The organism is Archangium primigenium, assembly GCF_016904885.1.
In the GTDB taxonomy this organism is placed as follows: domain Bacteria; phylum Myxococcota; class Myxococcia; order Myxococcales; family Myxococcaceae; genus Cystobacter; species Cystobacter primigenius.
On the sequence record NZ_JADWYI010000001.1, the window covers coordinates 109,169 to 135,661 of the forward strand.

The 26,493-nt window shown below is 73.0% G+C and carries 20 protein-coding genes; 10 read left to right on the forward strand and 10 right to left on the reverse strand.

The window, feature by feature from the left end:
• Window positions 1-59: 59 nt before the first annotated feature.
• Entirely contained in the window at window positions 60-1,358 is a 1,299-nt protein-coding gene (locus I3V78_RS00520) for a sensor histidine kinase (RefSeq protein WP_204484355.1), read from the reverse strand.
• Window positions 1,355-2,161 carry an alpha/beta fold hydrolase gene (locus I3V78_RS00525; RefSeq protein WP_204484356.1) on the reverse strand — a complete coding sequence of 269 codons (807 nt, stop codon included), beginning with the start codon at window positions 2,159-2,161 and terminating at the stop codon, window positions 1,355-1,357. Before I3V78_RS00525 ends, I3V78_RS00520 begins: the two co-directional genes overlap by 4 nt.
• A gap of 226 nt (window positions 2,162-2,387) precedes the next feature.
• Here I3V78_RS00525 and I3V78_RS00530 point away from each other — a divergent pair, with 226 nt between their 5' ends.
• Genes I3V78_RS00530 through I3V78_RS00540 form a run of 3 tightly spaced genes read left to right on the forward strand, consistent with a single transcriptional unit; the run spans window position 2,388 to window position 5,377 of the window.
• On the forward strand, window positions 2,388-3,008 hold the full coding sequence (locus I3V78_RS00530) for a hypothetical protein (RefSeq protein ID WP_204484357.1): 621 nt from the start codon (window positions 2,388-2,390) through the stop codon (window positions 3,006-3,008).
• A 30-nt stretch (window positions 3,009-3,038) separates the two neighbouring features.
• Window positions 3,039-3,635: an HD domain-containing protein gene (locus tag I3V78_RS00535; protein WP_204484358.1), complete on the forward strand. Its 597-nt coding sequence runs from the start codon at window positions 3,039-3,041 to the stop codon at window positions 3,633-3,635.
• A 14-nt stretch (window positions 3,636-3,649) separates the two neighbouring features.
• The gene (locus I3V78_RS00540) at window positions 3,650-5,377 is read left to right on the forward strand and encodes an OPT/YSL family transporter (protein ID WP_204484359.1); all 1,728 of its coding nucleotides are present in this window, start codon (window positions 3,650-3,652) and stop codon (window positions 5,375-5,377) included.
• Here the strand turns inward: I3V78_RS00540 and I3V78_RS00545 are convergent.
• The 3 genes from I3V78_RS00545 to I3V78_RS00555 all read right to left on the reverse strand — a co-directional run bounded on the left by I3V78_RS00545 (window position 5,364) and on the right by I3V78_RS00555 (window position 7,763).
• The gene (locus I3V78_RS00545; RefSeq protein WP_204484360.1) at window positions 5,364-6,068 is read right to left on the reverse strand and encodes an endonuclease V; all 705 of its coding nucleotides are present in this window, start codon (window positions 6,066-6,068) and stop codon (window positions 5,364-5,366) included. The genes I3V78_RS00540 and I3V78_RS00545 overlap by 14 nt on opposite strands.
• A gap of 98 nt (window positions 6,069-6,166) precedes the next feature.
• The gene (locus I3V78_RS00550; RefSeq protein WP_204484361.1) at window positions 6,167-7,084 is read right to left on the reverse strand and encodes a dienelactone hydrolase family protein; all 918 of its coding nucleotides are present in this window, start codon (window positions 7,082-7,084) and stop codon (window positions 6,167-6,169) included.
• A gap of 31 nt (window positions 7,085-7,115) precedes the next feature.
• On the reverse strand, window positions 7,116-7,763 hold the full coding sequence (locus I3V78_RS00555) for a hypothetical protein (protein ID WP_204484362.1): 648 nt from the start codon (window positions 7,761-7,763) through the stop codon (window positions 7,116-7,118).
• A gap of 229 nt (window positions 7,764-7,992) precedes the next feature.
• Between I3V78_RS00555 and I3V78_RS00560 the strand changes: the two genes are divergently transcribed.
• The 5 genes from I3V78_RS00560 (at window position 7,993) to I3V78_RS00580 (ending at window position 18,174) form a co-directional block, all read left to right on the forward strand.
• Window positions 7,993-9,816, forward strand: coding sequence for a sigma 54-interacting transcriptional regulator (locus tag I3V78_RS00560; protein ID WP_204484363.1), 1,824 nt, complete (start codon window positions 7,993-7,995; stop codon window positions 9,814-9,816).
• Complete coding sequence (locus I3V78_RS00565; protein WP_204484364.1) at window positions 9,813-13,628, forward strand: nSTAND1 domain-containing NTPase; 3,816 nt, start codon at window positions 9,813-9,815, stop codon at window positions 13,626-13,628. The genes I3V78_RS00560 and I3V78_RS00565 overlap by 4 nt, the downstream gene beginning before the upstream one ends.
• A 142-nt stretch (window positions 13,629-13,770) precedes the next feature.
• On the forward strand, window positions 13,771-15,330 hold the full coding sequence (locus tag I3V78_RS00570; protein ID WP_204484365.1) for an ADYC domain-containing protein: 1,560 nt from the start codon (window positions 13,771-13,773) through the stop codon (window positions 15,328-15,330).
• Window positions 15,331-15,415: 85 nt separating this feature from the next.
• A complete protein-coding gene (locus I3V78_RS00575) occupies window positions 15,416-17,791 on the forward strand; it encodes an FdhF/YdeP family oxidoreductase (protein WP_204484366.1) in 2,376 nt (791 codons plus the stop codon).
• Window positions 17,788-18,174: a hypothetical protein gene (locus I3V78_RS00580; RefSeq protein ID WP_204484367.1), complete on the forward strand. Its 387-nt coding sequence runs from the start codon at window positions 17,788-17,790 to the stop codon at window positions 18,172-18,174. The genes I3V78_RS00575 and I3V78_RS00580 overlap by 4 nt, the downstream gene beginning before the upstream one ends.
• A gap of 9 nt (window positions 18,175-18,183) precedes the next feature.
• On the opposite strand, the gene I3V78_RS00585 is transcribed toward I3V78_RS00580, so the two are convergent.
• Both I3V78_RS00585 and I3V78_RS00590 read right to left on the reverse strand, forming a co-directional pair.
• Complete coding sequence (locus I3V78_RS00585) at window positions 18,184-19,605, reverse strand: ComEC/Rec2 family competence protein (protein ID WP_204484368.1); 1,422 nt, start codon at window positions 19,603-19,605, stop codon at window positions 18,184-18,186.
• Window positions 19,606-19,672: 67 nt separating this feature from the next.
• Window positions 19,673-20,947 carry a DUF4082 domain-containing protein gene (locus I3V78_RS00590; RefSeq protein ID WP_204484369.1) on the reverse strand — a complete coding sequence of 425 codons (1,275 nt, stop codon included), beginning with the start codon at window positions 20,945-20,947 and terminating at the stop codon, window positions 19,673-19,675.
• Between the two features lie 135 nt (window positions 20,948-21,082).
• Here I3V78_RS00590 and I3V78_RS00595 point away from each other — a divergent pair, with 135 nt between their 5' ends.
• Window positions 21,083-21,604, forward strand: a complete 522-nt coding sequence (locus I3V78_RS00595) for a hypothetical protein (protein WP_204484370.1) — start codon at window positions 21,083-21,085, stop codon at window positions 21,602-21,604.
• A 157-nt stretch (window positions 21,605-21,761) separates the two neighbouring features.
• On the opposite strand, the gene I3V78_RS00600 is transcribed toward I3V78_RS00595, so the two are convergent.
• Both I3V78_RS00600 and I3V78_RS00605 read right to left on the reverse strand, forming a co-directional pair.
• Complete coding sequence (locus I3V78_RS00600; RefSeq protein ID WP_204484371.1) at window positions 21,762-22,541, reverse strand: PP2C family protein-serine/threonine phosphatase; 780 nt, start codon at window positions 22,539-22,541, stop codon at window positions 21,762-21,764.
• 34 nt (window positions 22,542-22,575) lie between these two features.
• Window positions 22,576-24,276, reverse strand: a complete 1,701-nt coding sequence (locus I3V78_RS00605; protein ID WP_204484372.1) for a dipeptidase — start codon at window positions 24,274-24,276, stop codon at window positions 22,576-22,578.
• Between the two features lie 160 nt (window positions 24,277-24,436).
• Between I3V78_RS00605 and I3V78_RS00610 the strand changes: the two genes are divergently transcribed.
• The gene (locus tag I3V78_RS00610; RefSeq protein ID WP_204484373.1) at window positions 24,437-26,065 is read left to right on the forward strand and encodes a fumarate hydratase; all 1,629 of its coding nucleotides are present in this window, start codon (window positions 24,437-24,439) and stop codon (window positions 26,063-26,065) included.
• 16 nt (window positions 26,066-26,081) lie between these two features.
• Here I3V78_RS00610 and I3V78_RS00615 read toward each other — a convergent pair whose 3' ends face one another.
• The gene (locus I3V78_RS00615) at window positions 26,082-26,474 is read right to left on the reverse strand and encodes a hypothetical protein (RefSeq protein WP_204484374.1); all 393 of its coding nucleotides are present in this window, start codon (window positions 26,472-26,474) and stop codon (window positions 26,082-26,084) included.
• Window positions 26,475-26,493 lie beyond the last annotated feature (19 nt).

Here is a 26,493-nt window from a genome sequence, read left to right on the forward strand (position 1 = left end):
GCTCCAGACGCCCGGCGCGGGCGTACCCCTCCGACTACGCGGGACCCCGGCGGACGGTTTCAGCCTTTCGCCACAGTGGGCTCCTCGGCGGGCGGACAGGCGGGGGCCGGGTCGTCCTGGGAGACCTCGCCCCGGGAAGCCACCCGCTGCCGCAGGGGCAGGAGCAGGGTGAAGCGGGTGCCCTCGCCCGGCTCCGACTCGACCGAGATGGAGCCCTGGTGGTTCTCCACCACCTTGCGGCAGATGGCCAGGCCCACGCCCAGGCCCGGCGAGTCCGCGTCCAGCTTGCGCAGGACCTCGAACACGTAGCCGAGATACTGGCGGTCGATGCCCAGGCCCTGGTCCGTGACGGTGATCCGCGCGAAGTCCGTGTAGTGGTAGCGATCCTTGATGGAGCGGAAGCTGTTCTGCTGGAGGAGCTGGCAACGGATGTCGATGCGCGGCGCCTCGCCGGGCTTGTGGAACTTCACCGCGTTGTCGAGCAGGTGGTAGAAGAGCATCATCAACTGGCGGCGACGGCCCTGGACGATGGGGAGCGCCTCACACCGCAGCGCCGTCACGCGGCCCGCGCCCATCTCGGCCACCCACTGCCGGGCGTCTCCCACGGTCTCGAGCAGCTCCACCTCCTCCAGGGGCTCCTCCAACGAGTCCAGGGCCATGAACTGGTGCAGTCCCACGACCAGCTGCTCCAGCCGGGCGCTGACGGTCTTGATGCGCTCGAGCGAGCGCTGACCCGTGAGGGACAGGCCCAGCCGATCCTCGCGGGTGAAGAGGCAGGCGAACGTGGACAGCTGCCGGACCGGATCGCGCAGGTCCTGGGACAGCACGGTGCTCACGCGCGTGAGCTCCTGGTTGCGCAGCTCCAGCAGGCTGAGCTTCTGGTCCAGCTCCCGCGCGTGGGCCTCCAGCTCCCGCCGGGCCTGGGTGAGCGCCTCGTTGCTCCGCAGCGCCTCTTGCGCCTCGTGCCGGGCCTTGAGCAGCTCGTCCTCGTACCTTCCGCGCTCGCGCACCGACATGACGGCGCAGTGGTGCACGATGTCCGCGCCCGCCTCCCGCCGCACGGCGTTGAGCAGCACGGGCACGGACTCGCCGCTCCGGGCGCGCAGCGACAGCGAGAGTTCCTCCACCCGGCCGTGCATCTGGAGCAGCGGGAAGACGTGGGTCTCGTAGAACATGCGGCTGGCGAGCGTCAGCAGCGTGCTCACCGGCTGGCCGAGCACGTCCTCCCGGGCCTGGTCCAGCATCTCCAGCAGCGTGTCGTTGACGGCGACCAGGGTGCCCTCCGCGCTGAACGCGAAGAGGCCACACGGTGCCCGTCGCAGCAGGTCCTCGTGGGGATGGGTGGCCAGGGCGCTCATGTGGCACACAGGTAGCGCTGGATGAGCGCGCGTGTCTCCTCGGGCTCGCTCATGTGCGGACAGTGGCCCTTGGCGCGCATCACCTCCAACGTGCTGCCCCGCAGGTGGCGATGGGTGTACTCGCCCACCGCCACGGGCGCGAGCAGATCCTCCGAGCACTGCAGGATGAGCGAGGGCACCGTCACGCTGGCCAGATCCCGGCGGTTGTCCGAGAAGAACGTCACCTCCGCGAAGCGCCGGGCGATGACGGGATCCGTGGAGCAGAAGCTCTCGGAGAGCTCCTGGGTGAGCTCCGGCCGCTCGGGGTTGCGCATGACGAGGGGCGCGAGCACGTTCGCCCAGCCGATGTAGTTGCGGTCCATCGTCGCCAGGAGTTCCTCGAGATCCCTCCGGTCGAAGCCGCCCGGGTACTGGGGCCCGTCGTTGAGGTAGCGGGGCGAGGGGCTCACCAGGATGAGGCGGTGGAAGAGAGAGGGCGCCTGGATGGCGGCCAGCAGCCCGATCATCGCGCTGACCGAGTGCCCCACGAGCACGACGTCCCGGAGCGAGAGCGCGCCGCAGATGTCGAGGATGTCCTGGGCATAGCCCTGGAGGCTGGCGTAGCGCTCCGGGTTGTAGGCGCGCAGGTCCGAGCGGCCCGAGCCGACATAGTCGAACAGGACGACCCGGTAGTCCGCCTCGAAGGCGGGGGTCAGCAAGCGCCACATGTTCTGGTCACACCCGAAGCCATGCGCGAACAGCATGGGTCGGGTTCCGCGACCGCGCAGCGTGACGTTGTTCCTGACGAGGATGGTCGAGTCCATGGAGTCCGAGATCCTGGGAGATGGACGTCTGTCGCGAGGAAGCCGGGAGTCATTCATGCGACCTCCCATCGAAAACGGGAACCCCTTGAATTCAAGTCCTGTGGACTAACAAGCACTGCACCCCCCGTCCGTTGTACCGGGGAACAACAAACCTCCGCGCCGATATGGCCGCCGGTCCCTGGCGTTGTTCCGGATGTCTCGGCACCCCGTCTCGGAGGTCGTTCCCATGTCCAGGTTTCCGCTGTGGTCGTGTCTCGTCGTGCTCGCCAGCGGATGCGCGGGGGCCCAGGGCCTCACCCGGAGCGATGCGCCCGGCTATCCGCTGGGACAGCCCGCCGGAGAGGCCCTGCGGGTCGACGGCGAGAGCATCACCGGTCCGAGTTCGGCCCTGTTCCTCTCGCACGACACGCTGCGCGGCCAGTTCCAGGGCGCGCCCATCGACGTGTCGCTGACGGCCACCGAGGTGGCGGGCTCGGTGGGCAATCGCCAGGCGCGGCTCACGCTGGAGCAGGGCGAGGACTTCCATGTCTGGGGCTACTTCGGCGCGGTGCGCGTGGACTACACGCTCAAGCCGGATCGGCTGGAGGGACAGGTGGGCCGCTGCCGCTACAAGCTGATGCGCGGCGCGCTGGGCTTCCTGGGCGAGCGCAGCTGCGGCGGGCCCCTGGAGGCCGCCTTCCGGGTGAACTTCCCCGCCCCGCTCTTCAAGCGCAGCCCCGGCGAGAGCGCCAGCCTGCTCATCCTGGCGCTCGTGAACTCCACGCCCACCTACTCCACCATCATCTCGCCCGAGCGACGCATCGCCCCGCCCGACCGCGTTCAGCCGTTCGGCCCCCGGAATCGCTGAGCCCGCGCCGCTCGGCTAGCCTCGGGCGCCATGCACACCAAGGCCGCCCCCTCCCGCGCGCTCCTCCAGGGCCGCGGCGTCTCGCCCCTGATCGAGGCCTACCTCGAGCTGCACCACCTCAAGCACCTCTTCCGCCAGGGCTGGCTGCGCGTGGGCATCCCGCGCGAGACCTGCGAGAGCGTGGCCGAGCACTCCTACTTCGTGGCGATGCTGTGCCTGTTCCTCGCCGACGGGCATTTCCCCGAGGCGGACGCCACCAAGCTCGTGCGCATGGCGCTCCTGCACGACGTGGGCGAGGCGCGCGCCGGGGACATCACGCCGCATGACGGCGTGAGCCGCGAGGACAAGCTGCGGCGCGAGCGCGAGGCGGTGGAGCACCTCTTCGCCCCGCTGCCGCGCGGGGCCGACTACCTGGCGCTGTGGGAGGAGTACGAGCGGGGCACCTCGCTGGAGGCGCGGCTCGTGCGGCAGGTGGACAGGCTGGAGATGGGCCTGCAGGCCACCGTCTACGAGCACCAGGGCGCGGGGGACCTCTCCCAGTTCTTCGCCTCGGTGCGCCGGGCCCTGGAGGCGCCCGAGCTCCAGGCCTTGCTCGCCGAGTTGGAGACGCTGCGCCCCCGGGATTGAGTAGGGTTTGAGCCATGTCCACCCCCTCGGCCCTCACCCCCCGCGCATTGGGACTGGGCGGCGTGCTCGGCGCGCTCATGTGTCTGTCCAACCTGTACGTGGGGTTGAAGACGGGCCTGGGCTTTCCCGCCGCCCTCATCGCCTGTGTCGTGGGCGTGGGCACGTGGCGGGCGCTCCTGCGGCTGGCGCCCTCGGTCTTCGGGCCCACGCTCAGCCTGTCCGAGACGAGCATCATGCAGTCCGTGGCCTCTTCCGCCGGCTACTCCACGGGCGGGACGATCATCAACGCGAGCGTGGGCTACCTGCTGCTCGCCGGCCACCACCCGCCCTTCTGGGCCCTGCTGCTCTGGACGCTCTTCAGCTCGGCGCTCGGCGTCTTCATCGCCCTGCCCCTCCAGCGTCCCTTCCTCCATCAGGAGCCCCTGCCCTTTCCCTCGGGCCTCGCCGCGGCGTCGCTCGCGCGCTCCTTCCACGCGGGGGACGCCGCGGGCCAGCGGAGCGCCCGGGCCCTGGGCTGGGGCGCCACGGGCGCGGGGCTGCTCGCGCTCCTGCGCGATGGCCTCGCCTGGCTGCCGGCCACCCTCGCCCTGCCCGGCGCCGTGCTCGGCGTGCCGCTCGCCTCGCTCACCTTCGCCCTGGACCTGACCCTGCTGCCCCTGGGCACCGGCGCCATCGTGGGACTCCGCATCGCGACCTCCCTGCTGCTCGGCGCGGGCCTGTGCTTCGGCGTGCTCGCCCCCGTGCTCCACACCCAGGGCCTGCTGCCCACGCTGGGCTACACCGGCATCCTCGAGTGGAGCCTGTGGCCCGGCGCCGCCCTGGCCACGAGCGCCTCCCTCACCCAGCTCGCGCTCCAGCCGGGCCTCGTGCGCCGCGCCCTCGCCGCCCTGCGCCCGGCGCCCGAGGCCCGTGAGCCCACCGAGCCCCACGACGTCCCGCGCGGGGTGTTCCTCGCCGGGGTGGGGCTGCTCGCGGTCGCCGTCGCGGCGGTGGGCCGGGCCGCCTTCGACGTCCCCTTCGCGCTGGGCCTGTTGGGCGTGGCGCTGTCCTTCGCGCTGGCGGCGGTGGCGTGCCGGGCCACGGGCGAGACGGACGTGACGCCCTACGGCACCCTCGGCCACGTGGCGCAGCTCGTCTTTGGCGGACTGCTTCCCGGACAGGCGCTCCCCAACACCATGGCCGCGAGCCTCACGGGCAACATCGCCTCCGCCAGCGCGGACCTGCTCACCGACGTGAAGGCGGGCACGCTGCTCGGCGTGCGTCCCCGCCACACCTTCCTCGCCCAGCTCGGCGGCAGCGTGCTCGGCTCGCTCCTCATCGTCCCCGTCTTCTACCTGCTCGTGCCCGACGGCTCCGCCCTGAGCGAGGAGCGCTTTCCCGCCCCCAGCGGCTACTTCGTGGCCGCCATGGCGCGCGCCCTCGCCTCGGGCCTGGGCCACCTGGACGCGGCGGCGCGCGGCGGCGTGCTGGGCGGCGTCGTGCTCGGCGTGGGGCTCGTGCTGCTCGAGCGCTGGAGCCCCGCCCGCCTCCAGCGCTGGCTGCCCTCTCCTATCGGCCTCGGCCTCGCCTTCGTGCTGCCCGCGTCCTTCTCCGTGTCGCTGTTCCTCGGCGCGCTGGCCGCGGCGCTCCTGGCCCGCGCGAGGCCCGCGACCGCCGAGAGCCTCACCGTGCCCCTGGCCTCGGGGCTCATCGCCGGGGAGAGCCTGGTGGGGCTCGCCGCCGTGCTCCTCACCAGCGCGTGAGCGCCGGGTCCGCCAGCGCCGCCCGACGCACCTCGTTCACCCAGCGGTGCGCGTGCCGCGTCGTCTCCGGCTCCCGGTAGCGCGACGTCATGCGCAGCACCCAGTCCACCGCCGTGTCCAGGTCCATCAGGTGCCCCGGCGACACGTACACCGGGGCCACCCGGGCCCGCGTGCGCACCGCCCGCCCCACCACCTCACCCTGGTGGAGGATGTCCGCCACCGCGCCCCGCTCCTCGCCCAGCGCGCCGTGCCGGCCCACCAGCAGGGACTTGGCGCAGCCGATGGACGGCACCCCGAAGAGCAGCCCACCATGGCTCGCGATGCCCAGGCGCCGGGGGTGCGCCGTGCCTTGCCCATCGAAGATGATGAGGTCCGGCCGCGTCCCGAGCCGGTCCCAGGCCGCCTCCAGCACCGGCAGCTCCCGGAAGGACAAGAGCCCCGGCACGTAGGGAAAGCCCAGCCGCGTCACCGCGCTGGAGCGGGCCACGGGCTCGCGCGTGTGCGCGTCCAGCACCACGAAGCCCCCCGAGGCCCAGGGCGCGCCCTGGCTCATGGAAATGTCCGCCCCCGCCACCCGCTCCACCCGCCAGCCCTCGGGCACGCGCAGCACCACGCGCTCGCGCAATTCCCGTTGCAGCGCCACCGCGCGCTCGGGGGTCACGTCCCAGCCATGCAGCGGCGTGCGCTCCATCCCACCTCCCGGACCCGGCGCGTCCCGCCTGGAAAGGTGGGACGCGCGGCATGACCTCCGAGATAAGGACCGCCGGGGCCGCTGTCCAGTCCTTCCGCCTACAGCCGCGACAACAGGAAGCTCAGCGAGGCCACGTCCGCGGACACCATGGCGCACTCGTCCGGCGTCGTGCAGGAGGGATTCCAGGCCTGCGACTCGCCGTCGAAGCCGTGGCCGGCGTCCGCGTAGGAGACGAACACCAGCTCGTGCCCGCTGCCCGCCGTGGAGCCATAGGTGGTGAGGGCCGTGGTGGCGCGCGCCGCGCAGTCGCCGTGGAAGCCGTCGGCGTCGCCGATGTTGAAGCGCAGGTCATGGTGGGGCCGCCAGGTGCTCGCGCCCGGCGTGCCGAAGCCCAGGGCCGCGCCACAGCCGGGGTAGAACAGCACCGTCGTGCGGAAGGGCGTGTTGGACACCTGCTCCGCCGTCTCCACCAGGGCGGCCTGGGCGCCCTGGGACCAGCCCAGGATGCCGATGCGCGTGGCGTCGATGTGGCTGTCGGCCGCGAGCCACGCGTGGGCCCGCTCCGCGTCGCGCACCCGGGTGGTGTAGGGGTCGACCCGGCCGGCGTAGGTCTTGCCCGCGCACTGGTCCTGCCACGAGGCCGAGGGCGCCGTGGAGGGCTTGCGCCGGGTGTAGCTGTCGACCGCCAGCGCGACGATGCCCTGCGAGGCGAGCGTCAGGCCCCACTTCTCCACCTGGTTCTGCAGGTTGGGCGTGCCGTTGGCGTTGGTGGCGCCCACGGTGCGGTTGGACCAGTAGCCCGAGCAGCCGTGCAGGAGCACCACGGCCCGGAGCGACGTGGAGGTGGCGTAGTGGGCCGGCTTGTAGAGCACCCCCGAGAGCTGGCCGCCCTCCAGGGTGCTGTCGGACGGGTCACCGGGGAAGGTGACGAGGGTGGCGGACTGGGCGCCCGCCGCCGAGGCGAACAGGGACGCGGCGGCGAGCATCATCCGGGAAACACGTGTCAGGGTCTTCATGGTGGAACTCCTCGGGCAGCGGAGAGGGGATTTAGAACGACGGGGCCTCGTCGCCCGGCGCGAGCTCGGGCGGCGGCGGCGGGGGCAGGGGGATGGCGATGCGGGCCTTGACCCGGTGGTACTCGGTGCCCGTGCTCTTGGTGATGTAGGCGCGCGCCGTGACCCGCAGCCGCGCGTGGGGCGAGGACGACAGGGTCAGCACCACCTTGTCCTGCGGCCACATGAACGAGCACCCGAAGGTGTCGTCCCAGGAGCCCTGGACCGTGAGCGAGCCGAGCTGCGTCCAGGAGGCGCCCGTGGCGGAGCCGTACGCGGTGGCGCGCAGCCACGCGGCCCGGCAGAGCGCGGCGCTGCTCTGCACCGAGGAGTCCCCCCACGCCGCGCTGATGATCACGTGCTTGCCCGAGGTGGACAGGGCCTCCACCACGTACTGGCGGGGGCACTCCGGGCTGCCATAGGCATCGCCATTGGACTCGCCGCTCACGGCGCTGCCCGGCTGCGTGCCGAGCGTGGCCGAGACGTCGGCGATGTCCGGATCCGTGCACAGCGCCGAGGCCCGGGTGGTGAAGTCCTCCTCCGGCTCCAGCCCCATGGCGTCGGGGCCCCCACAGGCGCCCAGGAGGGGGCCGAGGCCCAGCAGGAGGAAGGCACGGCGAGCGAGGGGAGCGAGCGAGGTCATGAGGGGTTCCTTTGAAGGCGGGATGGCGAGGAAGGCGTGCGACGCGAGGACGTCAGAGCAAGGGCGATGCCAGGGGTGGCCTCCGAGGGACGGCCCCGCCTGGCGCACGCGGAGCCCGGCAAGGCTTGCGCGGGGGACGGCAAGGCTTGCGTGCCCCCCCGGCAGCCCTTGCCGGAAGGCACGGGGACGGATTGCGCCCCGCGCGGGGGGTATGGGATTTTTCCGCGCCATGTCCGACGCGCCGCCCCCTGTCCACGCCACGCGGCCCCTGTCGCCGGGAAGCGACCCACGGGGCCCGGGCCCCGCCTCGCTGCTGGTGCTGGAGGGAGCCTCGTCCTCGCGCCATTCCCTGCCCGGCTCGGGCATCCTCCTCATTGGCCGGGACCCGGAGGCGGACGTGCGGCTGGGGGACGACAGCGTCTCGCGCCGCCACGCGCGGCTGGTGCTCCAGGGGGGCGAGGCGCGCATCATCGACCTGGGCAGCCACAACGGCACGCGCGTCAACGGCCAGCGCGTGGAGGGCGCGCACGCGCTCGTCTCCGGGGACGTGGTGACGCTGGGCACGGTGACGCTGGTGCTGCGCACCGCCACGCGCGTGGCGCCCCCCGCGCGGGTGCTGGAGGCCGAGGCGCTGTTCGAGCGGCTGGGCATGGAGGTGCGGCGGGCCCTGCGCTTCGGGCGGCCCCTCACGGTGCTCGCGCTCGTGCCGCCCACGCCGGGCGCGGGCCGGGAGGACGTGGAGGCGACGTGCGCGGCGGTGCTGGGCTCGGCCGGGGCGGCGGGGTGGCTCGACGCGGGCCACCTGGTGGGGGTGCTGCCCGAGGTGTCCGGGGAGCCCGGCGAGGACGGCCCCGGCGAGTGCCTGGAGGCCCTGGCCGCCGCCTGTCCCGGCGCGCGGCTGGGCTGGGCCGTGTGCCCCACGGACGGGTGTGACGCGGACACGCTGGTCGCCGCCGCGCGCGAGGCCGCCCAGTCCGCCCCGCCCGGCCAGTGCGCCTCCGCGGCCAGCAGCGCCACCCGCCTGACGCTCGCCGAGCGCACGGTGCTCGTCGCGGACCCCGCCATGGTGCAGCTCTACGCCCTGGTGCGGCGCCTGGCCCCGAGCGAGCTGCCCGTGCTCGTCTCCGGGGAGACGGGCGTGGGCAAGGAGAACGCCGCCTTCGCGGTGCACCACTGGAGCCGCCGCGCCGCGGGCCCCTTCCTCACCCTCAACTGCGCCGCCCTGCCCGAGGGCCTGGTGGAGAGCGAGCTGTTCGGCCACGACAAGGGCGCCTTCACCGGCGCCTCCAGCGCCAAGGCGGGCATCTTCGAGAGCGCCCAGGGCGGCACCGTCTTCCTCGACGAGGTGGGGGAGCTGCCCCTGGCGGTGCAGGCGCGCTTCCTGCGCGCGCTCGAGTCGCGCCGCATCACCCGCGTGGGCGAGGTGCGCGAGCGCCCCATCGACGTGCGGCTGGTGGCCGCCACCCACCGCGACCTGGAGGCCGAGGTGGCCGCGGGCCGCTTCCGCCAGGACCTGTACTTCCGGCTGGGCGCGGCCACGGTGCTGCTGCCGCCGCTGCGCGAGCGGCCCCGGGAGGTGCCCCTGCTCGCGCGCGCCTTCCTGGACCGGGCGTGCGAGGCCCTGGGCCGCGCGCCCCTGGTGCTGGCCCCGGAGACGCTGGCCACCCTGGCGCACCACGCCTGGCCCGGCAACGTGCGCGAGCTGCGCAACCTCATGGACTACGCCGCCGCCGCCGTGGAGGGCGGCGTGCTCGAGGCCCACCACCTGCCCGAGCGCGTCCGGGGCGTCGCGCCCGCGCCCGTGCCCGCCCCCGCGCCCCCCGAGCCCGCCCGTCCCCCGCCGCCGCCGCCGGGCCGCGCCGCCTTCCAGCCCCTGGCCGAGGAGCTGCGCGAGCTGGAGCACCGGCGCATGCGCGAGGCGCTCGAGGCGGCCGAGGGGGTGCAGACGCGCGCCGCGGCGCTCATCGGCATGCCCATCCGCACCTTCAGCTTCAAGATGCGGCAGTTCGGGCTCCAGGCCCGCGCGCCCCGCCGGGGGACGCCCCCGCCATGACGCGGGCCGGGGACGAGCCCCCGCGCGAGTTCGAGGAGTACCGGCTCTTGCGCCCCCTGGGCCAGGGCGCCATGGGGCAGGTGTTCCTCGCCCAGGACACGCTGCTCGAGCGGCTGGTGGCGGTGAAGTTCATCGCGCCCGGCCAGGTGAGCCAGGAGGCGGCCCGCGCGCGCTTCTTCCAGGAGGCGCGCGCCATCGCCCGGCTCCAGCACCCCAACGTCGTGGCCATCCACCGCGTGGGCGAGGCGCGGCGCTGGCCCTACCTGGTGTCGGAGTTCGTCCGGGGCCAGTCCCTGGAGGCGCTGCCCCGGCCGGTGGAGGGCCCCCACGTGCTGCGCATCGCCGTGGGCCTGGCGCGCGGACTGGCCGCCGCCCACCGCCGCGGCATCCTCCACCGCGACCTCAAGCCCGCCAACGCCATGCTCTCCGAGGAGGGCGAGGTGAAGCTGCTCGACTTCGGCCTCGCCGAGTTCGCCGAGCGCGCGCCGCCCGCGCCCGCCGTCCCCCTCGCGGCCCCCCCCGCGGCCCCCCCGCGCGAGACGCGGCCCCTGGCCCCCGCGCGCGAGACGCGGCCCCTGGCCCCCCCGCCGTCCGCCCCCGTGCCCGGCACGCCCGTCCCGGGGCCCGGCGCGGACGTCCCCGCCGCCGGCACGCCGCTCTACCTCGCGCCGGAGCTGTGGCGCGGCGAGCCCGCCAGCCGCGCGAGCGACATCTACGCCCTGGGCGTCCTGCTCTACGAGCTGTGCGCGGGCCAGGCGCCGCACGAGCACGTCCCCCTGGAGGGGCTCGCGCGCGCCGTGTGCGAGGACGCGCCGCCGCCCCTCGCGCACGTGGCCCCCGCCCTGCCCCCGGGGCTCGCCGCGGTGGTGGAGCGCTGCCTCGCGCGCGAGCCCACGGCGCGCTTCGACTCGGGAGACGCGCTGCGCGAGGCCCTGGAGGCGCTGGCCGCGCCCCCGCGCCCGGGCCCGCCCCCGCCGGGCAACCCCTACCGGGGCCTGCTCGCCTTCGACGCCGACCACCGCGGCGTCTTCTTCGGCCGCGAGGCCCAGGTGCGCGAGGTGGTGGACCGGCTGCGCGCGGACCCCTTCGTGCTCGTCGCGGGCGACTCGGGCGTGGGCAAGAGTTCGCTGTGCCGCGCGGGCGTGCTGCCCGCCGTGGAGGAGTCGGGCCTGGGCGAGGACGCGCGGCGCTGGCGCGTGGCGCGGCTGGTGCCCGGGCGCCGCCCGCTCATGGCGCTCGCCGAGGCGCTCGCGCCCGAGGCCGGGTGGCCCGCCGCCACGCTGGAGGCCCGGCTCGCCGAGGAGCCCGGCGCCCTGGCCCAGGTGCTCAGGCGGCGCCCCCCCGGAGCCCCCGCGCCGCTGCTCTTCGTGGACCAGCTGGAGGAGCTCGTCACGCTCGCGCCCGCCGAGGACGCGGCGCGCTTCGCCGGGGAGCTGGTGCTCGTGGTGCGCCGGGTGCCAGGCGCGCGGGTGCTCGGCACGGCGCGCGGCGACTGCCTCACCCGGCTCATGGCGCTGCCCGGCCTGGACGAGGAGCTGCCGCGCGCCCTGCACCTGCTGCCCGCCCTGTCCCCGGCGGCCCTGCGCGAGGCCATCACCGGCCCGGCGCGGGCGCTGGGCGTGCGCTTCGAGTCCGAGGCCGTGGTGGACGCGCTCGTCTCCGCCACCACCCGCGCGGAGGGAGGCCTGCCCCTGCTCCAGTTCGCGCTCGCCGCGCTGTGGGAGGCCCGCGACGGCGCGCACGGCGTCATCCCCGCCGCGGCGCTGGAGGCCATGGGCGGCGTGGAGGGCGCGCTGGCGCGGCACGCGGACGGGGTGGTGGCGCGGCTGCGGCCCGAGCAGCGGCCCGGGGCCCGCGCGCTGCTGCTCGCGCTCGTCACCCCCGAGGGCACCCGCGCGCGGCGCACCGCCACCGAGCTGCGCGCCGGCCCCCGGCAGCCGGGCCACGAGGTGCTCGAGGCGCTCGTGCGCGGACGGCTCGTGCTCGCCGGGGAGACGGACAGCGGCGAGGGCCACTACGCGCTCGCCCACGAGAGCCTGCTGCTCGGCTGGCCCACGCTGCGCGGGTGGCTCGGCCAGGGCGAGCAGCGGCGCGCGGTGCGCCACCGCCTGGAGCGCGCCGCCGCCGAGTGGACACGGCTGGGCCGGCCCGCGGAGCTGCTGTACGGCGACACGCTGCTCGCGGAGGTGGCCGCGGCGGAGCTCGACGAGCTGGGGCCCCGGGAGGAGGCCCTGCTCGCCGAGTCCCGGCACGCCCGCCGCCGCCGCCGCCTGCGCGCCTGGGCCCTGGCGGCGAGCGTGCCCCTGGCGGTGCTCGCGGGCGTGGGCGCGGTGCGCTGGCAGGTGCGCGCGGGCCTGGAGGCCACCGTCCGGGCGCGGCTGGACGAGGCCCGGCACCAGTGGGACGAGGCCCGGCGGCTCGCCACCGAGGGGGGACGTGCCCGGCACGAGGCCCTCCAGCGCTTCGACACGCCCGGCCAGCGCGACGCCGCCGAGGCCCTGTGGGCCCGGGCCCTGGAGCGGGAGGCGGCGGCGGACGGCGCCTACGTGGCGGCCACCAGCGCGCTGGAGGCCACGACGGGGCTCGCCCCCGGCCACGCCACGGTGCGCGAGCGGCTGGCCGAGCTGCTCGCCGAGCGCGTGGCCCTGGCCGGACGCGCGGGGCCCACGGCCCGACGCGCGGAGCTGCTCGCGCGGCTCCAGGCGCACGACCCCACCGGCGCGTGGGCGCGGCCCTGGACGACGCCCGCGCGGCTCGAGGTGCGCGCCCGGCCCGAGGGCACCCGCCTGTGGCTGAGCGCGTCCGGGCCCCGGGCCGCCCCCGAGCGACAGTGGGGCGTGGCGCCCGGCACGGCGGCGCTCGCCGAGGGCGCCTACCTGCTGCGGCTGGAGGCGCCCGGACACACCGAGGTGCGCCTGCCCCTGTGGCTGCGCCCCGGCGAGCACCTGACGCTGGACGTGGCGCTGCCCCGGCCGGAGCACGTCCCCGCGGGCTTCCTCCCCATCCCCGCCGGCGGCTTCCTCCAGGGCAGCGACGAGGAGGCCCTGCGCCGCGCCTTCTTCAACGCCGCGCCCCTGCACGAGGCCCACACGCCCGCCTTCCTCATCGCCCGGCACGAGGTGACGTTCGCCGATTGGATGGCGTGGCTGGACACCCTGCCCCCCGCCGAGCGGCTGGCGCGGCTGCCGGGCACCCGGGGCGCGCGCGGCGGCGTGGCGCTGGAGAAGATCGCCGGCCGCTGGCGCCTCACCTTGCGGCCCGCCTCGCGCGCGTACGTGGCCTGGGAGGGCGAGCCGGTGCGCTACGCCCAGCGCGAGCGGCGCGCGGTGCAGGACTGGCGCCGCTTTCCCGTCTCCGCCATCTCCTTCGAGGACGCGGAGGCCTACGCCGCCTGGCTCGCCCGGACGGGCCGCGTGCCCGGCGCCCGGCTGTGCTCCGAGCTCGAGTGGGAGCGCGCCGCCCGGGGCGCCGACGGCCGCCGCTACCCCTCGGGCGACACGCTCGCCCCGGACGACGCCAACATCGACGTGACGTATGGCCGCGAGCCGCTCGGCTTCGGGCCGGACGAGGTGGGCAGCCATCCCCGCTCGCGCAGCCCCTTCGGCGCGGACGACATGGCCGGCAACGTGTGGGAGTGGGTGCGCTCGGCGGAAGATCCGCGCCAGCCCATCATCCGGGGCGGCAGCTGGTTCCAGGCCGAGGTGGGCAGCCGCAGCGCCAACCGCGAGGCCATGGAGCGCACCCTGCGCGAGCCCCTCGTCGGCCTGCGCCTGTGCGCCACGCCCGCGCCGGAGGGTCGGGACGGGGGCTAGGACGGCAAGGTTTGCCGGAGCTGGCAAGGGTTGCCCGCCAGGGTTGCCGGAGAGGGCGCGCCCAGACCCCCTCCCTCCGAGGACCCGCCCTGGCACGGCGGTTGAAATGAAGCCCCGTCGTCCCTTGGAGAGAGAAGCCCCCATGTCCACCCCGTCGAGCCGTCCCGTGTCGCCGCTGTGTCTCGTCGCCTGTCTGGGCCTGCTCCTGGCCTGCCAGGGCGAGCTTCCTCCGCCGGAGACGACGGCCTCCCCGGCCAGCCGGTCCTTCGCCCAGGACGGCGATCCCGTTCCCCCCGGCTGGCCCACCCAGGGCCGGCTGCTGCACGGCTCCGCGCTGGAGAGCGTCTCCTTTCTGAGCGCCGACTTCTCGGCCACCAAGAAGGCCCTCCATGACCTGCACCTGGAGCGGGGCGAGCTCGTCGGCGCGGTCGACTACGAGCGGGACACCACCCACCCCGTGCTGGCCGCCTGCGCGCAGCCCACCGTGGGCGCCACCCGCGACTGCGGCTACGGGTGGCGCGGCGTGGGCGCGTGCACGCCGGGCACCCTCGTGAGCCTGGGCGCGGGCGGCTGTGGCCTGGGCACCTGCTCGGGAGACCCCGTGCTGCGCGTCTGCCCGGGCCCCCAGTCCTGCACCCAGGCCCAGGCGCTCGTCTCGGGAGACAACGGCTGTGGCGGCAGTCTCTGCCCCCACGTCACCTTCGTCTGCCCGGCCTCGGGCCGCTACACGGTGCTCGCGGGCCCCAAGCACAGCGGCACCCCCGCGTGGAGCGTGGGCCTCGTGCCCTCCAGCGGCGTGTTTCCCGCGCGCCGCGAGGTGCGGGGCACGGAGCTCATCGGCGCGCGGCTTCATGCCTACTCCGTGCACAACCCCCAGACGCCCGACATGCTCGTCTCCATCGAGGACGTCATCAACGCCGACACCGTGGACCCGGACGTGCAACCGACGAGCGGCCCGGCGCGCTGGGACGCGAGCGGCGCCACCTTCCTCTACAAGACGCGGCTGACGCGCCTGGGCCTGCCGGAGAAGTGCGAGCGCGGCTCGAACCCGGACGGCTCCAATTGGATGGTGCCGCTGTTCGGGACCTATGACGAGGACACGGGCGTGCGCGACGGCAATCCCCCCGCGCGCTTCACCTTCGGCTGCACCCAGGATGTCATCGCCAAGTGCTACCGCTGGGGCTACCAGCCCTGGAAGGGCTACACCAACGCCAGCAGCCCCGCGGGGGGCACCACCGGCAACCATGGCCAGGCCCACGCCGTCTGCACCCGGATGGCCCGCGCCGACTACTGCGGCAACGGCGGCACCCAGACCCAGGAGGGCACCCCCATCCTCTTCTGGGACGAGCAGGTGTCACCCGCCAACCTCGCCCGCCCCACCCCGAGCGTCATTCCCGCCGAGGCCCCCTTCGAGGCCGGGTGGAACACCTTGGGCGCCGTGTGCCTGAGCCACGCCCGCTGGAAGACCCTGCCCCCGCCCCCCACCCAGTGCCAGCTCATCGCCCCGTCGCTGCTCGCCGACGGAAGCATCGCGGGGGACTGCGCGCCCGGCCAGGTCTGGGTCGGGCCCAGCAGCCCCAACACCCTGTGCCCCACCGTCTGCAACACACCGGAAGAGGCCCTGAACTACTCGAACTACAACAACCCCCTCCTGCTGTTCAACCACTCGGCCCTCCACGGGGAGGACGCGGGAACCCCCTGAGGCCCGTCCGCAGGGCGGCCGAGCACGCCGACCCGCCGCCCCCGGTCGCCGGGGGTTAGACTCCTCCCGCCCAGGAGGAGCACCCATGGCGGACACGAAGCACGACCCCCAGACCCCGGCCGCCGAGGCCCCCGTGCCCGCGGCCCCCGGGCTCCGCCCGAGCGCCCAGCCCCCCGTGCTCGCCGAGCCCCTGCGCGTGGGCGCGCCCGCGAGCGCCGCGGGCGGCGTGACGGCGGTGGTCAAGGCGATGCAGCACGCCTGGGGCGAGATGGGCCCGGTGCGCGGCACGAAGACGCTGCTCCAGGTGAACCAGACGCACGGCTTCGACTGTCCCGGGTGCGCCTGGCCGGACCCCGCGCACCGCTCGGCCTTCGAGTTCTGCGAGAACGGCGCGAAGGCGGTGGCCGAGGAGGCCACCACGGCCCGGGTGACGCCCGACTTCTTCCAGCAGTGGAGCCTGGTGGACCTGGCGGCCCAGACGGACCACTGGCTGGGCAAGCAGGGCCGGCTCACCCACCCCATGGTGCTGCGCGAGGGCGCCTCGCACTACACGCCCCTGCCGTGGGACGAGGCCTTCGCGCTCGTGGCGGACGAGCTGCGCGCGCTCGGCTCTCCGGACGAGGCGGCCTTCTACACCTCGGGGCGCACGAGCAACGAGGCGGCCTTCCTCTACCAACTGCTCGTGCGGCGCCTGGGCACCAACAACCTGCCGGACTGCTCCAACATGTGCCACGAGTCCAGCGGCACGGCCCTCACCGAGACGGTGGGCATCGGCAAGGGCACGGTGACGCTGGAGGACTTCGAGAAGGCCCGGCTCGTGGTCGTCATCGGGCAGAACCCGGGCACCAACCACCCGCGCATGCTCACGGCGCTCGAGGCCGCCAAGCGCCAGGGCTGCCGCATCGTCAGCATCAACCCGCTGCCCGAGGCGGGCCTGCAACGCTTCAAGCACCCGCAGGCGGTGCGCGGCGTGCTCGGCGGGGGCACGCCGCTCGCGGACGCCTTCCTCCAGGTGCGCATCAACGGGGACGTGGCGCTCCTGCAGGGCCTGGGCAAGGCGCTGCTCGCGCGCGAGGCGGCGGCTCCGGGCACCGTCGTGGCGCGCGACTTCGTGGCGGCCGAGACGCTCGGCTTCGAGGCCTGGTCAGCGCACCTGGCGGGCGTGTCCTGGGACGACGTGGTGGAAGAGAGCGGCATCTCGCGCGAGCAGGTGGAGACGGTGGCCGGGTGGCTCGCGGAGACGGACCGCGTCATCTGGTGTTGGGCCATGGGGCTCACCCAGCACAAGAACGCCGTGGGCAACATCCAGGAGCTCGTGAACCTGGCGCTCGTGCGCGGCGCCATCGGCAAGCCGGGCGCGGGGCTGTGCCCGGTGCGCGGCCACAGCAACGTGCAGGGCGACCGCACCATGGGCATCAACGAGCGGCCGCGGCCCGCCTTCCTCCAGGCGCTGGGCCAGGAGTTCGGCTTCACCGCGCCCGAGCACCACGGCCTGGACACGGTGGCCACCATCGGGGCCATGCGCGACGGGAAGGTGAAGGTCTTCTTCGCGCTCGGGGGCAACTTCCTGTCGGCCACGCCGGACACGGAGGCCACGGCCGAGGCCCTGCGCCGCACGCGGCTCACGGTGCACGTGTCCACCAAGCTCAACCGGGCGCACCTGGTGACGGGGCGGCGGGCGCTCATCCTGCCGTGCCTGGGCCGCACCGAGCGCGACACGCAGGCCACGGGGCCGCAGTTCGTCACGGTGGAGAACTCCATGGGGGTGGTGCACACCTCGCGCGGCACGCTGCCCCCGGCCTCCGAGCACCTGCTCAGCGAGCCCGCGCTGGTGGCGAGGCTCGCGCGCGCGGTGCTGGGCCCGGCGGACGACGTGCCCTGGGAGGAGCTGGCGGCGGACTACGGCCGGGTGCGCGAGCGCATCTCGCGGGTGATTCCCGGCTTCGAGGACTTCAACCGGCGGGTGCTGGAGCCGGGCGGCTTCGCGCTGCCCAACGGCCCGCGCGAGGGCCGCTTCACCACGCCGAGCGGCAAGGGCCACTTCACGGTGCACCCCCTGCCCCGGCACCGGCTGGAGCCGGGCCAGTTGATGATGATGACCGTCCGCACGCACGACCAGTACAACACCACGGTGTATGGCCTGGATGACCGCTACCGGGGCATCAAGGCCGGGCGACGCGTGGTGATGCTCAACGCCGAGGACATGAAGGAACTGGGCGTCACGGCGGGCCAGCCGGTGGACCTCACGAGCCACTTCGAGGGCGAGCGGCGCGTGGCCCGGAAGTTCGTGGTGGTGCCCTACGACATCCCCCGGCGGTGCGCGGCCACCTACTTCCCCGAGGCCAACGTGCTCGTGCCCCTCAACAGCTTCGCGGACAAGAGCCGCACCCCCACGTCCAAGTCCGTCGTCATCACCCTGGCGCCGTCCGTGGACCTTCCCGCCCTGGAGGCCGTGCAATGAAGACCGTGAAGACCCTGGGCGCCGCCGCCCTGCTGCTCGCCGGCTGCGCCACGACGTCCCCGAAGCCCGCGCCCGCCCCCACGCCCGTGACCGCGCCCACGGGCTTCGTCAACAAGGTCTGGAAGGTGGAGGCCTCGCCCCAAATCCAGAAGGGCCAGCTCTACGTGTTCCTCTCCGAGGGCACGCTGGTCATCGCCTCGGAGACGGGCACGCCCGCCCTGGGCACGTGGCGCTACGAGAAGGGCGCGCTCACGATGGTGGAGGAGTCGCGCCCCTACCCCACGGACATCCTGGAGCTGACGGCGAATACCTTCAGACTCCGGATGCACAACCCGGGCGAGCCCGTGGAGATGACGCTCGTCCCGGCGCACGGGGCGCCCTGACGCACGGCCTCAGAGCTTCTTGAGCGTCTTGAGCACATCCGCCTTGTCCATCATGCCGTGGAGGGCGGACTTGGCGAACGCGTTGGACGCCCACTCCTCGCGCGCATCGATCGCGGCCTGATTGTAGATGCGCTTGGCGATCCGGATGAGCTGAGCGCCCACGTCGAGGTCCGCGAGGTCCACCTGGGGCGCATCGCCGAGCTTCGTCGCGAGCGCGGAGCGCAGCGTGGCGAGGATGTCCTTCAGACGATCCTCTTGCCGCATCTTCGCCGCGCGCTCGCCTTCCTCGGTCTGCTTCCTCTTTCCCGACACCCGGTGTTCCTCCAGCTTGACGGAAGAGGAGAGAGGTTGGCGTGTCCCGCACTGGAGAACCTGCTCGGCGGACTTCTTGGAGCGCACGGAGAACATGTGTGCATTCGCCTGGGTCTCCGTGACCGAGATCACGATGGGACCATGCCCGTCGGAGCCATGGCCCCCGGACGGAATCTGTCCGATGGGAAAGCCCATTCCCGTCTCGGGAACGATCTTCGCCGTCGCCATGTAGTTGCAGACCTCGTGTTTGCTCAGCTCCTCCAGCCGGAGCAGTGTTCCGGGCGCCGGGTGACCGAACACATTGTCCGCGCCGCAGGAAATCACCCCCAGGCGAGGCACCATCAGACGCAGGACATCCTGGCTGCTCGCCTCGTTCGCCCCGTGGTGGCCCAGCTTCCAGGCACAGACGTGGGAGCTGTCCTTCAGGAAGTAGGGGTGGAGGAAGTGGACGACCCCCTCCTCATAGAACCCGCAGAGGTCTCCCGCCGTGAAGTATCTGAACGAACCGAACTCGAGCAGCAGCGCCACGCTGGTGGCGTTCTTGTCCAGGGGCGGGATGTGCTGCGAGGGCGCCACCTCGCCGCCCGCGTCGAAAGACCAGACCCGCTTCGCGTTCGAGCCCGCCATGGCGGCGTTCCGCGCGAGACACGTCAGCGTGATGCCAGACAGTTCCAGGATCGGCCCGAACGGAATGCGCTGGCGATGCTCCTGGAGCCAGACGAGGTTCTCATAGTTCTGGTAGTCGGTGTCCGCGTTGGCTGGCCGTCCCAGGTCGTAGAAGATCACGTCGTCCTGGACGTACTTCTCGTCCCCGAACAGCAGGGCGAAGCCCCCAATATGGTCGGAGTCGTAGTGCGACGTGATGACCATGTCGAGCTTGCGAAACCCGCCCGTGCGCTTCTTGAGTTCCTCGAAATAGGCAATCACCTGCAAGCCCGTCCTGCCGGCATCGATGAGGATGGAGCGGGTGAGGCCGCCATCCGCTCCCCGGACGAGCAGGAGCGTGGCGTCGCCTTGCCCCACGTCGATGTGGTGGATCTCCAGCGAGACCTCACCCGAGGACGTCTCCTTGCCCTTCGTCGACGGATGTCCCGAGGACATCCCCTTGAAACCCATCATCGCGCACCCCGTACGGTGGACCCCTCACGGCATCCGCGGACGAGTGTAGCGCGTTGCGCCGTGCGGCTCAGGGCGAGGGCGTGAAGCGCACATCCACCCAGTAGTTGGTGTCCTTGTAGGAGTTCGTCGGGAAGCTGCCCGGGGCGTAGACATACACCCCGCCGCCCACGGGCACAGTCAGGTCCCCACTGACGAACGCGCTCGCGAAGCCATCCACGTCCCGCGCGAACTGGCCGTTGGACGAGGAGTAGGACACCACATACGTCGTGCCCGCGGTGAGGCGCACCGGCGTGGACAGAATGCCCTCCTGCCAGCCGGGAAGCCTGACATCGCGGACGGGGATCTGGGCCAGCAGGGTGCCCGAGGACGTCCACAGGCGCGCCACGTAACCACTGGCATTGCCCGTGCCCCGGTAGAAGCGCAGCGCGGTGACACTGCCCGCGACCCGGCTCTGGAAGCGCACGCCCACCTCCACGGGCTTCGTATCGGCCTGGACGGGCGTGCCGGGCACCCGGTCTCCGAGCAGCGTCTGGCTCCACGGCGGAATGACGGTGGCCACCACGGGGCGGTGGTCCGACTGGCTCGACGCCCCGGGCACGCTGGCCACTACTGGCGAGGTCCACGCCGCGCCGAGCATCAGGTAGTCGATGCGCCGCGTGGGCAGGCCCGCCGAGCTGGTGTAGCCATTGCCCGAGCCGCCCCGGCGCCACGCGTCGGAGAACTGCTGCGTCAGGCTGGAGATGCTGGCCTCGGAGGGCGTGGCGTTGAAGTCTCCGCCGAGCAGCGCCCAGGGCTTGCCCGCGAGCGCCGCCTTGAGGTCCGCGACCTGCTCGAGCCGCTCGGTGGCGCTGGTGGTACCCAGGTGCGTGACGCCCACGGGCAGCACCCGCCCGGCCTCCAGTTCCACCGTGTAGAGCGCGAGGACGCGCTGCTCGGAAGCCGAGCGCAGGGCGATGCGCTGCGAGGAGCGGATGGGGTAGCGCGACAGGAGCGCCAGGCCGTACTGCCCGCCGTCGAAGCTGAGCAGCGAGGGGATGAACACGGCAGACATGCCCGTGAGCTGGCCGAGTCGCGCCGCCTGGTCCACCTTGCCCGAGCGCGTGGTGAGGACATCCACCTCCTGGAGCGCGACGAGGTCCGGCGCCTGCGCGGTGATGACGCCCGCGATGGCCTCGAGGCTGCTCAGCTCCCCGTGCTTGATGTTGTACGTCATGAACCGCAAGCCCCCGCCCGGCGTGAGCGCCTGGGTGGCCTCCCCGGCCGGATCGGCTTCGGGAGCGTCGGGGGGAGCACAGCCAGGGAGGACCAGGGCGAGCAGGACGGCGAGGACGCGGAGACGCATGACACACTCCAGGGACGGCGCGAGAGGTATCCGCGATTCTCGTGAAAGACCGGGAGCGGGTTGCCTCTCCGCGACGTGACGCGCAGTGACCTGGCTCACAGCGGCGGCCGCGCGCCCGCGCCTAGGCTGAGCAACATGCACTCGCTCCCGCTGCGCTGTCTGTCGTTGCTGCTGGTGATGCTCGCCAGTTGCGGTCCGTCCACGCCTTCGCCTTCACCTGAGAGTCCCGCTGGAACCCTGTCCCTCACCGTCACCGCGCACGCCCTGGGCGATCCGAGCGGCATCCGGAGCATCGTCGCGACCATCTCGGCGGACGACCTGGCGCCCCTCTCCACCGAGTTGCACGAGGGGAGGGAGGGTTGGGCGGGCGTGCTCACGGGCATCCCGGTCGGCACGGACCGCGTCCTCCGGGCCGAGGCCCTCGATGAGCACGGGACGGTCCGATACAAGGGCGAGGCGAAGAACCTCACCATCATGGCGGGCGCCATGACCCTCGTCACCCTGAACCTCCAGGACCTGGAGCGCCCCCAAGGTGAAGGAGGACTGGAGGTGGGGGCGACGTTCAACACCGCGCCGCGGGTGGGCTATCTTGAGACCACGCAGTCCCGGCTGGACGTGGGCCAGTCCACGGAGCTGTCCGTCAGGACCGAGGACTGAGACAGCAACATCCTGGACGACCCGTGGAGCAGCACCTGCGCGGGCACGTTCACGGGCAACGGCACGGCGACGGCGCGCTTCACGCCCACCGTGCTGCCCGCGGACTCCTGCAACAGAGTCCGCCTGGAGGGCCCCCCGAGTCGCCTCGCGCCCTCCGCTACAGCAGCCGCAGCACGATGCCGGTGATGTTGTCCGTGCCACCCCGGTCATAGGCGCGGGTGACGAGCCGCTCGATGGACTCCTGGGCCGAGCCGCCCTCGGCCAGCACTTCCAGCATCAGCGCCGGGGGCACGGGCTCGTACAGCCCATCGCTGCACAAGAGCAGCACGTCGCCCGGGCGCACCGCCACGCGGCCACACTCCGGCTCCACGCTCTCCTCCATGCCCACCGCGCCCGTGAGCGAGTTGCGGTGGCGCAGCGCGAAGGGCGTCTTGATGTCCAGCCCCGCCGCCTCCATCTCCGCGAGCACCGTGTGGTCCTTGGTGAGCCGGCGCACCTCGCCGTCGCGCACGAGGAAGCTGCGGCTGTCGCCCAGGTTGCACACCACCACCTCGTCCTCCACGAACAGCAGCGCGGTGAGCGTGGAGGCCATCATGTGCAGCTTGCCCTTCTGCTGCGCGCGCACCTCGTGGTGCGCGAGCCGCACCGCCTCGCGCAGCATGCGCTCGGTGGCGCCCTCCTCCGGAAGGGGCTCGGCGTCCGGGTGGGGCGTGAGGAGCGCGGGCGCCGAGGGCGCGGTGTGCTCGTCGGTGGAGAGGAACTCCAGCACGGTGCGCAGCACGAGGTGGCTCGCCACCTCGCCGCCCTCATGCCCGCCCAGGCCGTCCGCGACCGCGAAGAAGCCCACCTCCGGCTTCTGGCAGAAGGCATCCTCGTTGTTCGAACGGCGGCCGATGTGGGTGGCCGCTCCGCTGTCGATTCGTGACCAGGCAGGCATGAAGCCCCTTTTTAGGGCGCGAGGCTGACGCGGCTCAAGGAGCGGGTGCGACCGTGGGCGAAGAAGCGGGGGGCGCGGCGGGTTTGGCCGGGGTGGGCTTGACCTCGGGGGTCGCCTGGGCCGGGGGCGCGGCCAGGCGCGGACCGGCGTCCTGGACGATGGTGCGGTACCAGGAGGCGGGGTAGGCGGGGTGGTTCACCTTGCCCTGGGCGTCGCGCACGTTGCCGTCGATGTACTTGACGAGCAGCTGCTCGCCCAGCTTGCGCCACCGGGCGTGGACCTTGTCGCCCTGCTGGGCCGAGTAGTCCGTGAGGTAGGCGCGCGCCTGCTCCGGCGAGCGCTTGTAGAGCTCCAGCGCCGCCTTCTCGATGTCCGGCTGATCCGCGAGGAACTGGCCCTCCAGCTCGCCCTGGGCGCGCTGCACGTCGACGATCATGTCGCTCCAGCGCGCGTAGGCCTGGTTGGACACCCAGTTGAACACCCAGAAGGCCGAGTCCCAGGAGAACTCGCCGCGGCTGGCCACCCCTTGCGCGAAGTGGGCGGGGGCGCGGCGGATGCCCGCGTACATGGGGGTGTAGACGGTGGTGAAGGTGTCATCCACGCCGAACCACAGGACGCCGCCCACCGGGGCCGGCATCCACGCGCGCATCTGCGCCACGAAGGAGAAGCCCGTCTGCTGGGTGGAGATGGCGCGCTCGTGCACGTAGTCCTTGCCATCCACACTCCAGGTCATGGGGCGCCAGCGGTAGGGGGCGGCGTAGGGCCCCGCGCCCACGTCCCGGGTCATGTCCAGGGGCGTGCCCTCGAAGTGGTCGCGCATCAGGCCCATGACGTCCTGCACCGCGAGCTTCTTGTCCGGCTTGACCCACAAGGGCAGGCGCTTGGCCGGCGCCGAGCCATCCGCGTACTCCACGCCCAGCCCGAGCGAGGGCGCGGCGCGGCGGAAGATGCTCCACACGCGGCCCTCGGCGAAGCGCGTGCCCTCGAAGTCCAGCGGGTGGTAGGTGTCCGCGAAGCTGAAGTCCTTGTCCGCCCCGGTGAACCAGCCCTTCTCGCGCGCGAAGGCGACGACGTCCTTCGAGTAGAGCGTGGTGGAGGGCTCGTTGAGGGGGAACTGGCGGATGCGCGCCTGATTGGCGTGGGCGGACAGGGTGCCCTCGGGCAGCTTGCGCGCCACCCACACCGCGCCCTTCTGGCCCTCGCCCTTGCCGATCATCTCCAGGATCCACGCCTCCTGCGGGTCGGCGATGGAGAAGGACTCGCCGGTGGAGGCGTAGCCGTGCTCGGCCACCAGGCCCGTCATGACCTGGATGGCCTCGCGCGCCGTCTTCGCGCGCTCCAGGGCGAGCTGCATGAGCGAGCCGTAGTCGATGAGGCCCGAGGGCCCGGCGAGCTCCTTGCGGCCGGTGAACGTGGACTCGCCCACGGACAGCTGGTGCTCGTTCATGTTGCCCACCACCGAGTAGGTGACGGGCACCTCGGGGATGCGGCCGAGGAACTTGCCCGTGTCCCACTCGATGATGTCGCGCCAGGCGCCGGGCGCGTTGCGGCGCGCCGGGGTGTGCGTCAGGTCGCCGTACAACTCATGCGAGTCAGCGGAATAAGTGATGAGCGTGGAGCCATCCGCGGAGGCCCCCTTGTTCACCAGGAGGCTGGTACACGCGAGCGCCGAGGGCGCCACCAGTCCCGCCGAGACGGCCAGGGCCGGCAGGAACTTCGAGATGGGCTGGGTCATGGCGGGGGATGCTACCAAGGGGACGCGGGAATGCACCCATCCCGGACCCCGCGTGCAGGGGGCGGCTTCCCTGGCGGAGGAGCGGGCACACGGGGCGCGCCAAGCCGCCCGCCTTCCCCCTACAATCGCGCGCCGACCCCCGGACGAAGAAAGGCCCGAGATGAACGAGTTCCAGTTCCAGGAGATGCTGCCGCTCGGCAAGGACGAGACGCCCTACCGGCTGCTCACGAAGGACGGCGTGTCCACGCTGGAGGCCGGTGGCAAGACGTTCCTCCAGGTGGAACCCGAGGCCCTGTCGCTGCTCACGCGCGAGGCCATGAAGGACATCTCGCACCTGCTCCGGCCCGGACACCTGGCCCAGCTCGCCCACATCCTGAAGGATCCCGAGGCCTCGCCCAACGACCGGTTCGTGGCGGTGGAGCTGCTCAAGAACGCCAACATCGCCGCGGGCGGGGTGCTGCCCAGCTGCCAGGACACGGGCACGGCGATCATCATGGGCAAGAAGGGCCAGTACGTGCTCACGCGCGGCGGCGACGAGGAGGCCCTCTCCCGGGGCGTGTTCGACACGTACCGCACCGCCAACCTGCGCTACTCACAGATGGCCGCGCTGGACATGTACAAGGAGGTCAACACCGGCAACAACCTGCCCGCGCAGATCGAGCTCTACGCGACGGACGGTGACGCCTACAAGTTCCTCTTCATGGCCAAGGGCGGCGGCTCGGCGAACAAGAGCTACCTCTTCCAGGAGACCAAGGCGGTGCTCAACGAGAAGAGCCTGCTCGCCTTCCTGGACGCGAAGATCCGCGCGCTGGGCACCGCCGCGTGTCCGCCCTACCACCTGGCCATCGTGGTGGGCGGCACCTCGGCCGAGTACGCGCTCAAGACGGCCAAGTACGCCTCCGCGCGCTACCTGGACACGCTGCCCACCGAGGGCAACGCCCTGGGCCGCGGCTTCCGGGACGTGGCGCTGGAGCAGCAGGTGCTCGCGCTCACCCAGCGCACGGGCATTGGCGCCCAGTTCGGCGGCAAGTACTTCTGCCATGACGTGCGCGTCATCCGCCTGCCCCGCCACGGCGCCTCGTGCCCGGTGGCCATCGCCGTGTCGTGCTCGGCGGACCGGCAGGCGCTCGGGAAGATCACGAAGGACGGCGTCTTCCTGGAGCAGCTGGAGGCGGATCCGGCCAAGTACCTGCCGGAGACGACCGAGGCGGACCTGGCGGGCGAGGTGGTGAAGATCGACCTGCGCCGCCCCATGGCGGACATCCGCGCCGAGCTGTCGCGCTACCCCATCAAGACGCGCCTGTCGCTCACCGGCCCGCTGGTGGTGGCGCGCGACATCGCCCACGCCACGATCAAGGAGCGCCTGGACAAGGGCGAGGGCCTGCCGCAGTACCTCAAGGACTACATGGTGTACTACGCGGGCCCGGCCAAGACGCCGGAGGGCTACGCCTCGGGCTCGTTCGGCCCCACCACCGCGGGCCGCATGGACGCGTACGTGGACCAGTTCCAGGCGGCCGGGGGCAGCTTCGTGATGCTGGCCAAGGGCAACCGCTCGCCCGCCGTCACCGAGGCCTGCAAGAAGCACGGCGGCTTCTACCTGGGCTCCATCGGCGGCCCGGCGGCCCGGCTCGCCAAGGACTGCATCACGAAGGTGGAGGTGCTCGAGTACCCGGAGCTCGGGATGGAGGCCGTCTGGAAGATCGAGGTGGTGGACTTCCCCGCCTTCATCGTCGTGGACGACAAGGGCAACGACTTCTTCGCGAACATCAACAAGCCCACGAAGAAGTAGGGCACCGCGGGCCTCGTCAGTGCTTGAGGCCCGCCACGTGCGGGGTGGGCATGTTCTCCAGCCCGTGCGCGAGCTGGAAGGTGTAGCGCACCCGGGGCGCGGACTTGGTGCCGCCATACACCTTGAAGAGGAAGGCGCCGCGCTCCACGTTCTCCGGATCCGGCAGCACCTGCACGTGCATCAGGTCCGAGGTCTCCAGCACCAGCTCGCCCACCAGGCGCTTGCCCAGGATGAGCTGCACCACGGGCGTGCCGCTCTCCTCGGAGAAGAGGACCCAGTGCAGGGCCTCCGCGTCGTACAGCCAGCCATCCTCGGTGCCCACCCCGAGGATGCAGTTGGTGTGGTCCAGGACCCAGTCCCAGAAGCGCTCGAAGGGGAGCGTCGCTCCCGATTCCGTCTCGATCGACATCTTCCCGACATACCGCAAG

Bases quoted from the DNA above. Each gene is read 5' to 3' on its own strand.
- I3V78_RS00535 (WP_204484358.1), top strand. From the start codon at position 3,039: ATGCACACCAAGGCCGCCCCCTCCCGCGCGCTCCTCCAGGGCCGCGGC.
- I3V78_RS00615 (WP_204484374.1), bottom strand. From the start codon at position 26,474: ATGTCGATCGAGACGGAATCGGGAGCGACGCTCCCCTTCGAGCGCTTC.
- I3V78_RS00580 (WP_204484367.1), top strand. From the start codon at position 17,788: ATGAAGACCGTGAAGACCCTGGGCGCCGCCGCCCTGCTGCTCGCCGGC.
- I3V78_RS00610 (WP_204484373.1), top strand. From the start codon at position 24,437: ATGAACGAGTTCCAGTTCCAGGAGATGCTGCCGCTCGGCAAGGACGAG.
- I3V78_RS00555 (WP_204484362.1), bottom strand. From the start codon at position 7,763: ATGACCTCGCTCGCTCCCCTCGCTCGCCGTGCCTTCCTCCTGCTGGGC.
- I3V78_RS00590 (WP_204484369.1), bottom strand. From the start codon at position 20,947: ATGCGTCTCCGCGTCCTCGCCGTCCTGCTCGCCCTGGTCCTCCCTGGC.
- I3V78_RS00525 (WP_204484356.1), bottom strand. From the start codon at position 2,161: ATGGACTCGACCATCCTCGTCAGGAACAACGTCACGCTGCGCGGTCGC.
- I3V78_RS00560 (WP_204484363.1), top strand. From the start codon at position 7,993: ATGTCCGACGCGCCGCCCCCTGTCCACGCCACGCGGCCCCTGTCGCCG.
- I3V78_RS00530 (WP_204484357.1), top strand. From the start codon at position 2,388: ATGTCCAGGTTTCCGCTGTGGTCGTGTCTCGTCGTGCTCGCCAGCGGA.
- I3V78_RS00520 (WP_204484355.1), bottom strand. From the start codon at position 1,358: ATGAGCGCCCTGGCCACCCATCCCCACGAGGACCTGCTGCGACGGGCA.
- I3V78_RS00550 (WP_204484361.1), bottom strand. From the start codon at position 7,084: ATGAAGACCCTGACACGTGTTTCCCGGATGATGCTCGCCGCCGCGTCC.
- I3V78_RS00565 (WP_204484364.1), top strand. From the start codon at position 9,813: ATGACGCGGGCCGGGGACGAGCCCCCGCGCGAGTTCGAGGAGTACCGG.
- I3V78_RS00545 (WP_204484360.1), bottom strand. From the start codon at position 6,068: ATGGAGCGCACGCCGCTGCATGGCTGGGACGTGACCCCCGAGCGCGCG.
- I3V78_RS00595 (WP_204484370.1), top strand. From the start codon at position 21,083: ATGCACTCGCTCCCGCTGCGCTGTCTGTCGTTGCTGCTGGTGATGCTC.
- I3V78_RS00575 (WP_204484366.1), top strand. From the start codon at position 15,416: ATGGCGGACACGAAGCACGACCCCCAGACCCCGGCCGCCGAGGCCCCC.
- I3V78_RS00585 (WP_204484368.1), bottom strand. From the start codon at position 19,605: ATGATGGGTTTCAAGGGGATGTCCTCGGGACATCCGTCGACGAAGGGC.
- I3V78_RS00605 (WP_204484372.1), bottom strand. From the start codon at position 24,276: ATGACCCAGCCCATCTCGAAGTTCCTGCCGGCCCTGGCCGTCTCGGCG.
- I3V78_RS00570 (WP_204484365.1), top strand. From the start codon at position 13,771: ATGTCCACCCCGTCGAGCCGTCCCGTGTCGCCGCTGTGTCTCGTCGCC.
- I3V78_RS00540 (WP_204484359.1), top strand. From the start codon at position 3,650: ATGTCCACCCCCTCGGCCCTCACCCCCCGCGCATTGGGACTGGGCGGC.
- I3V78_RS00600 (WP_204484371.1), bottom strand. From the start codon at position 22,541: ATGCCTGCCTGGTCACGAATCGACAGCGGAGCGGCCACCCACATCGGC.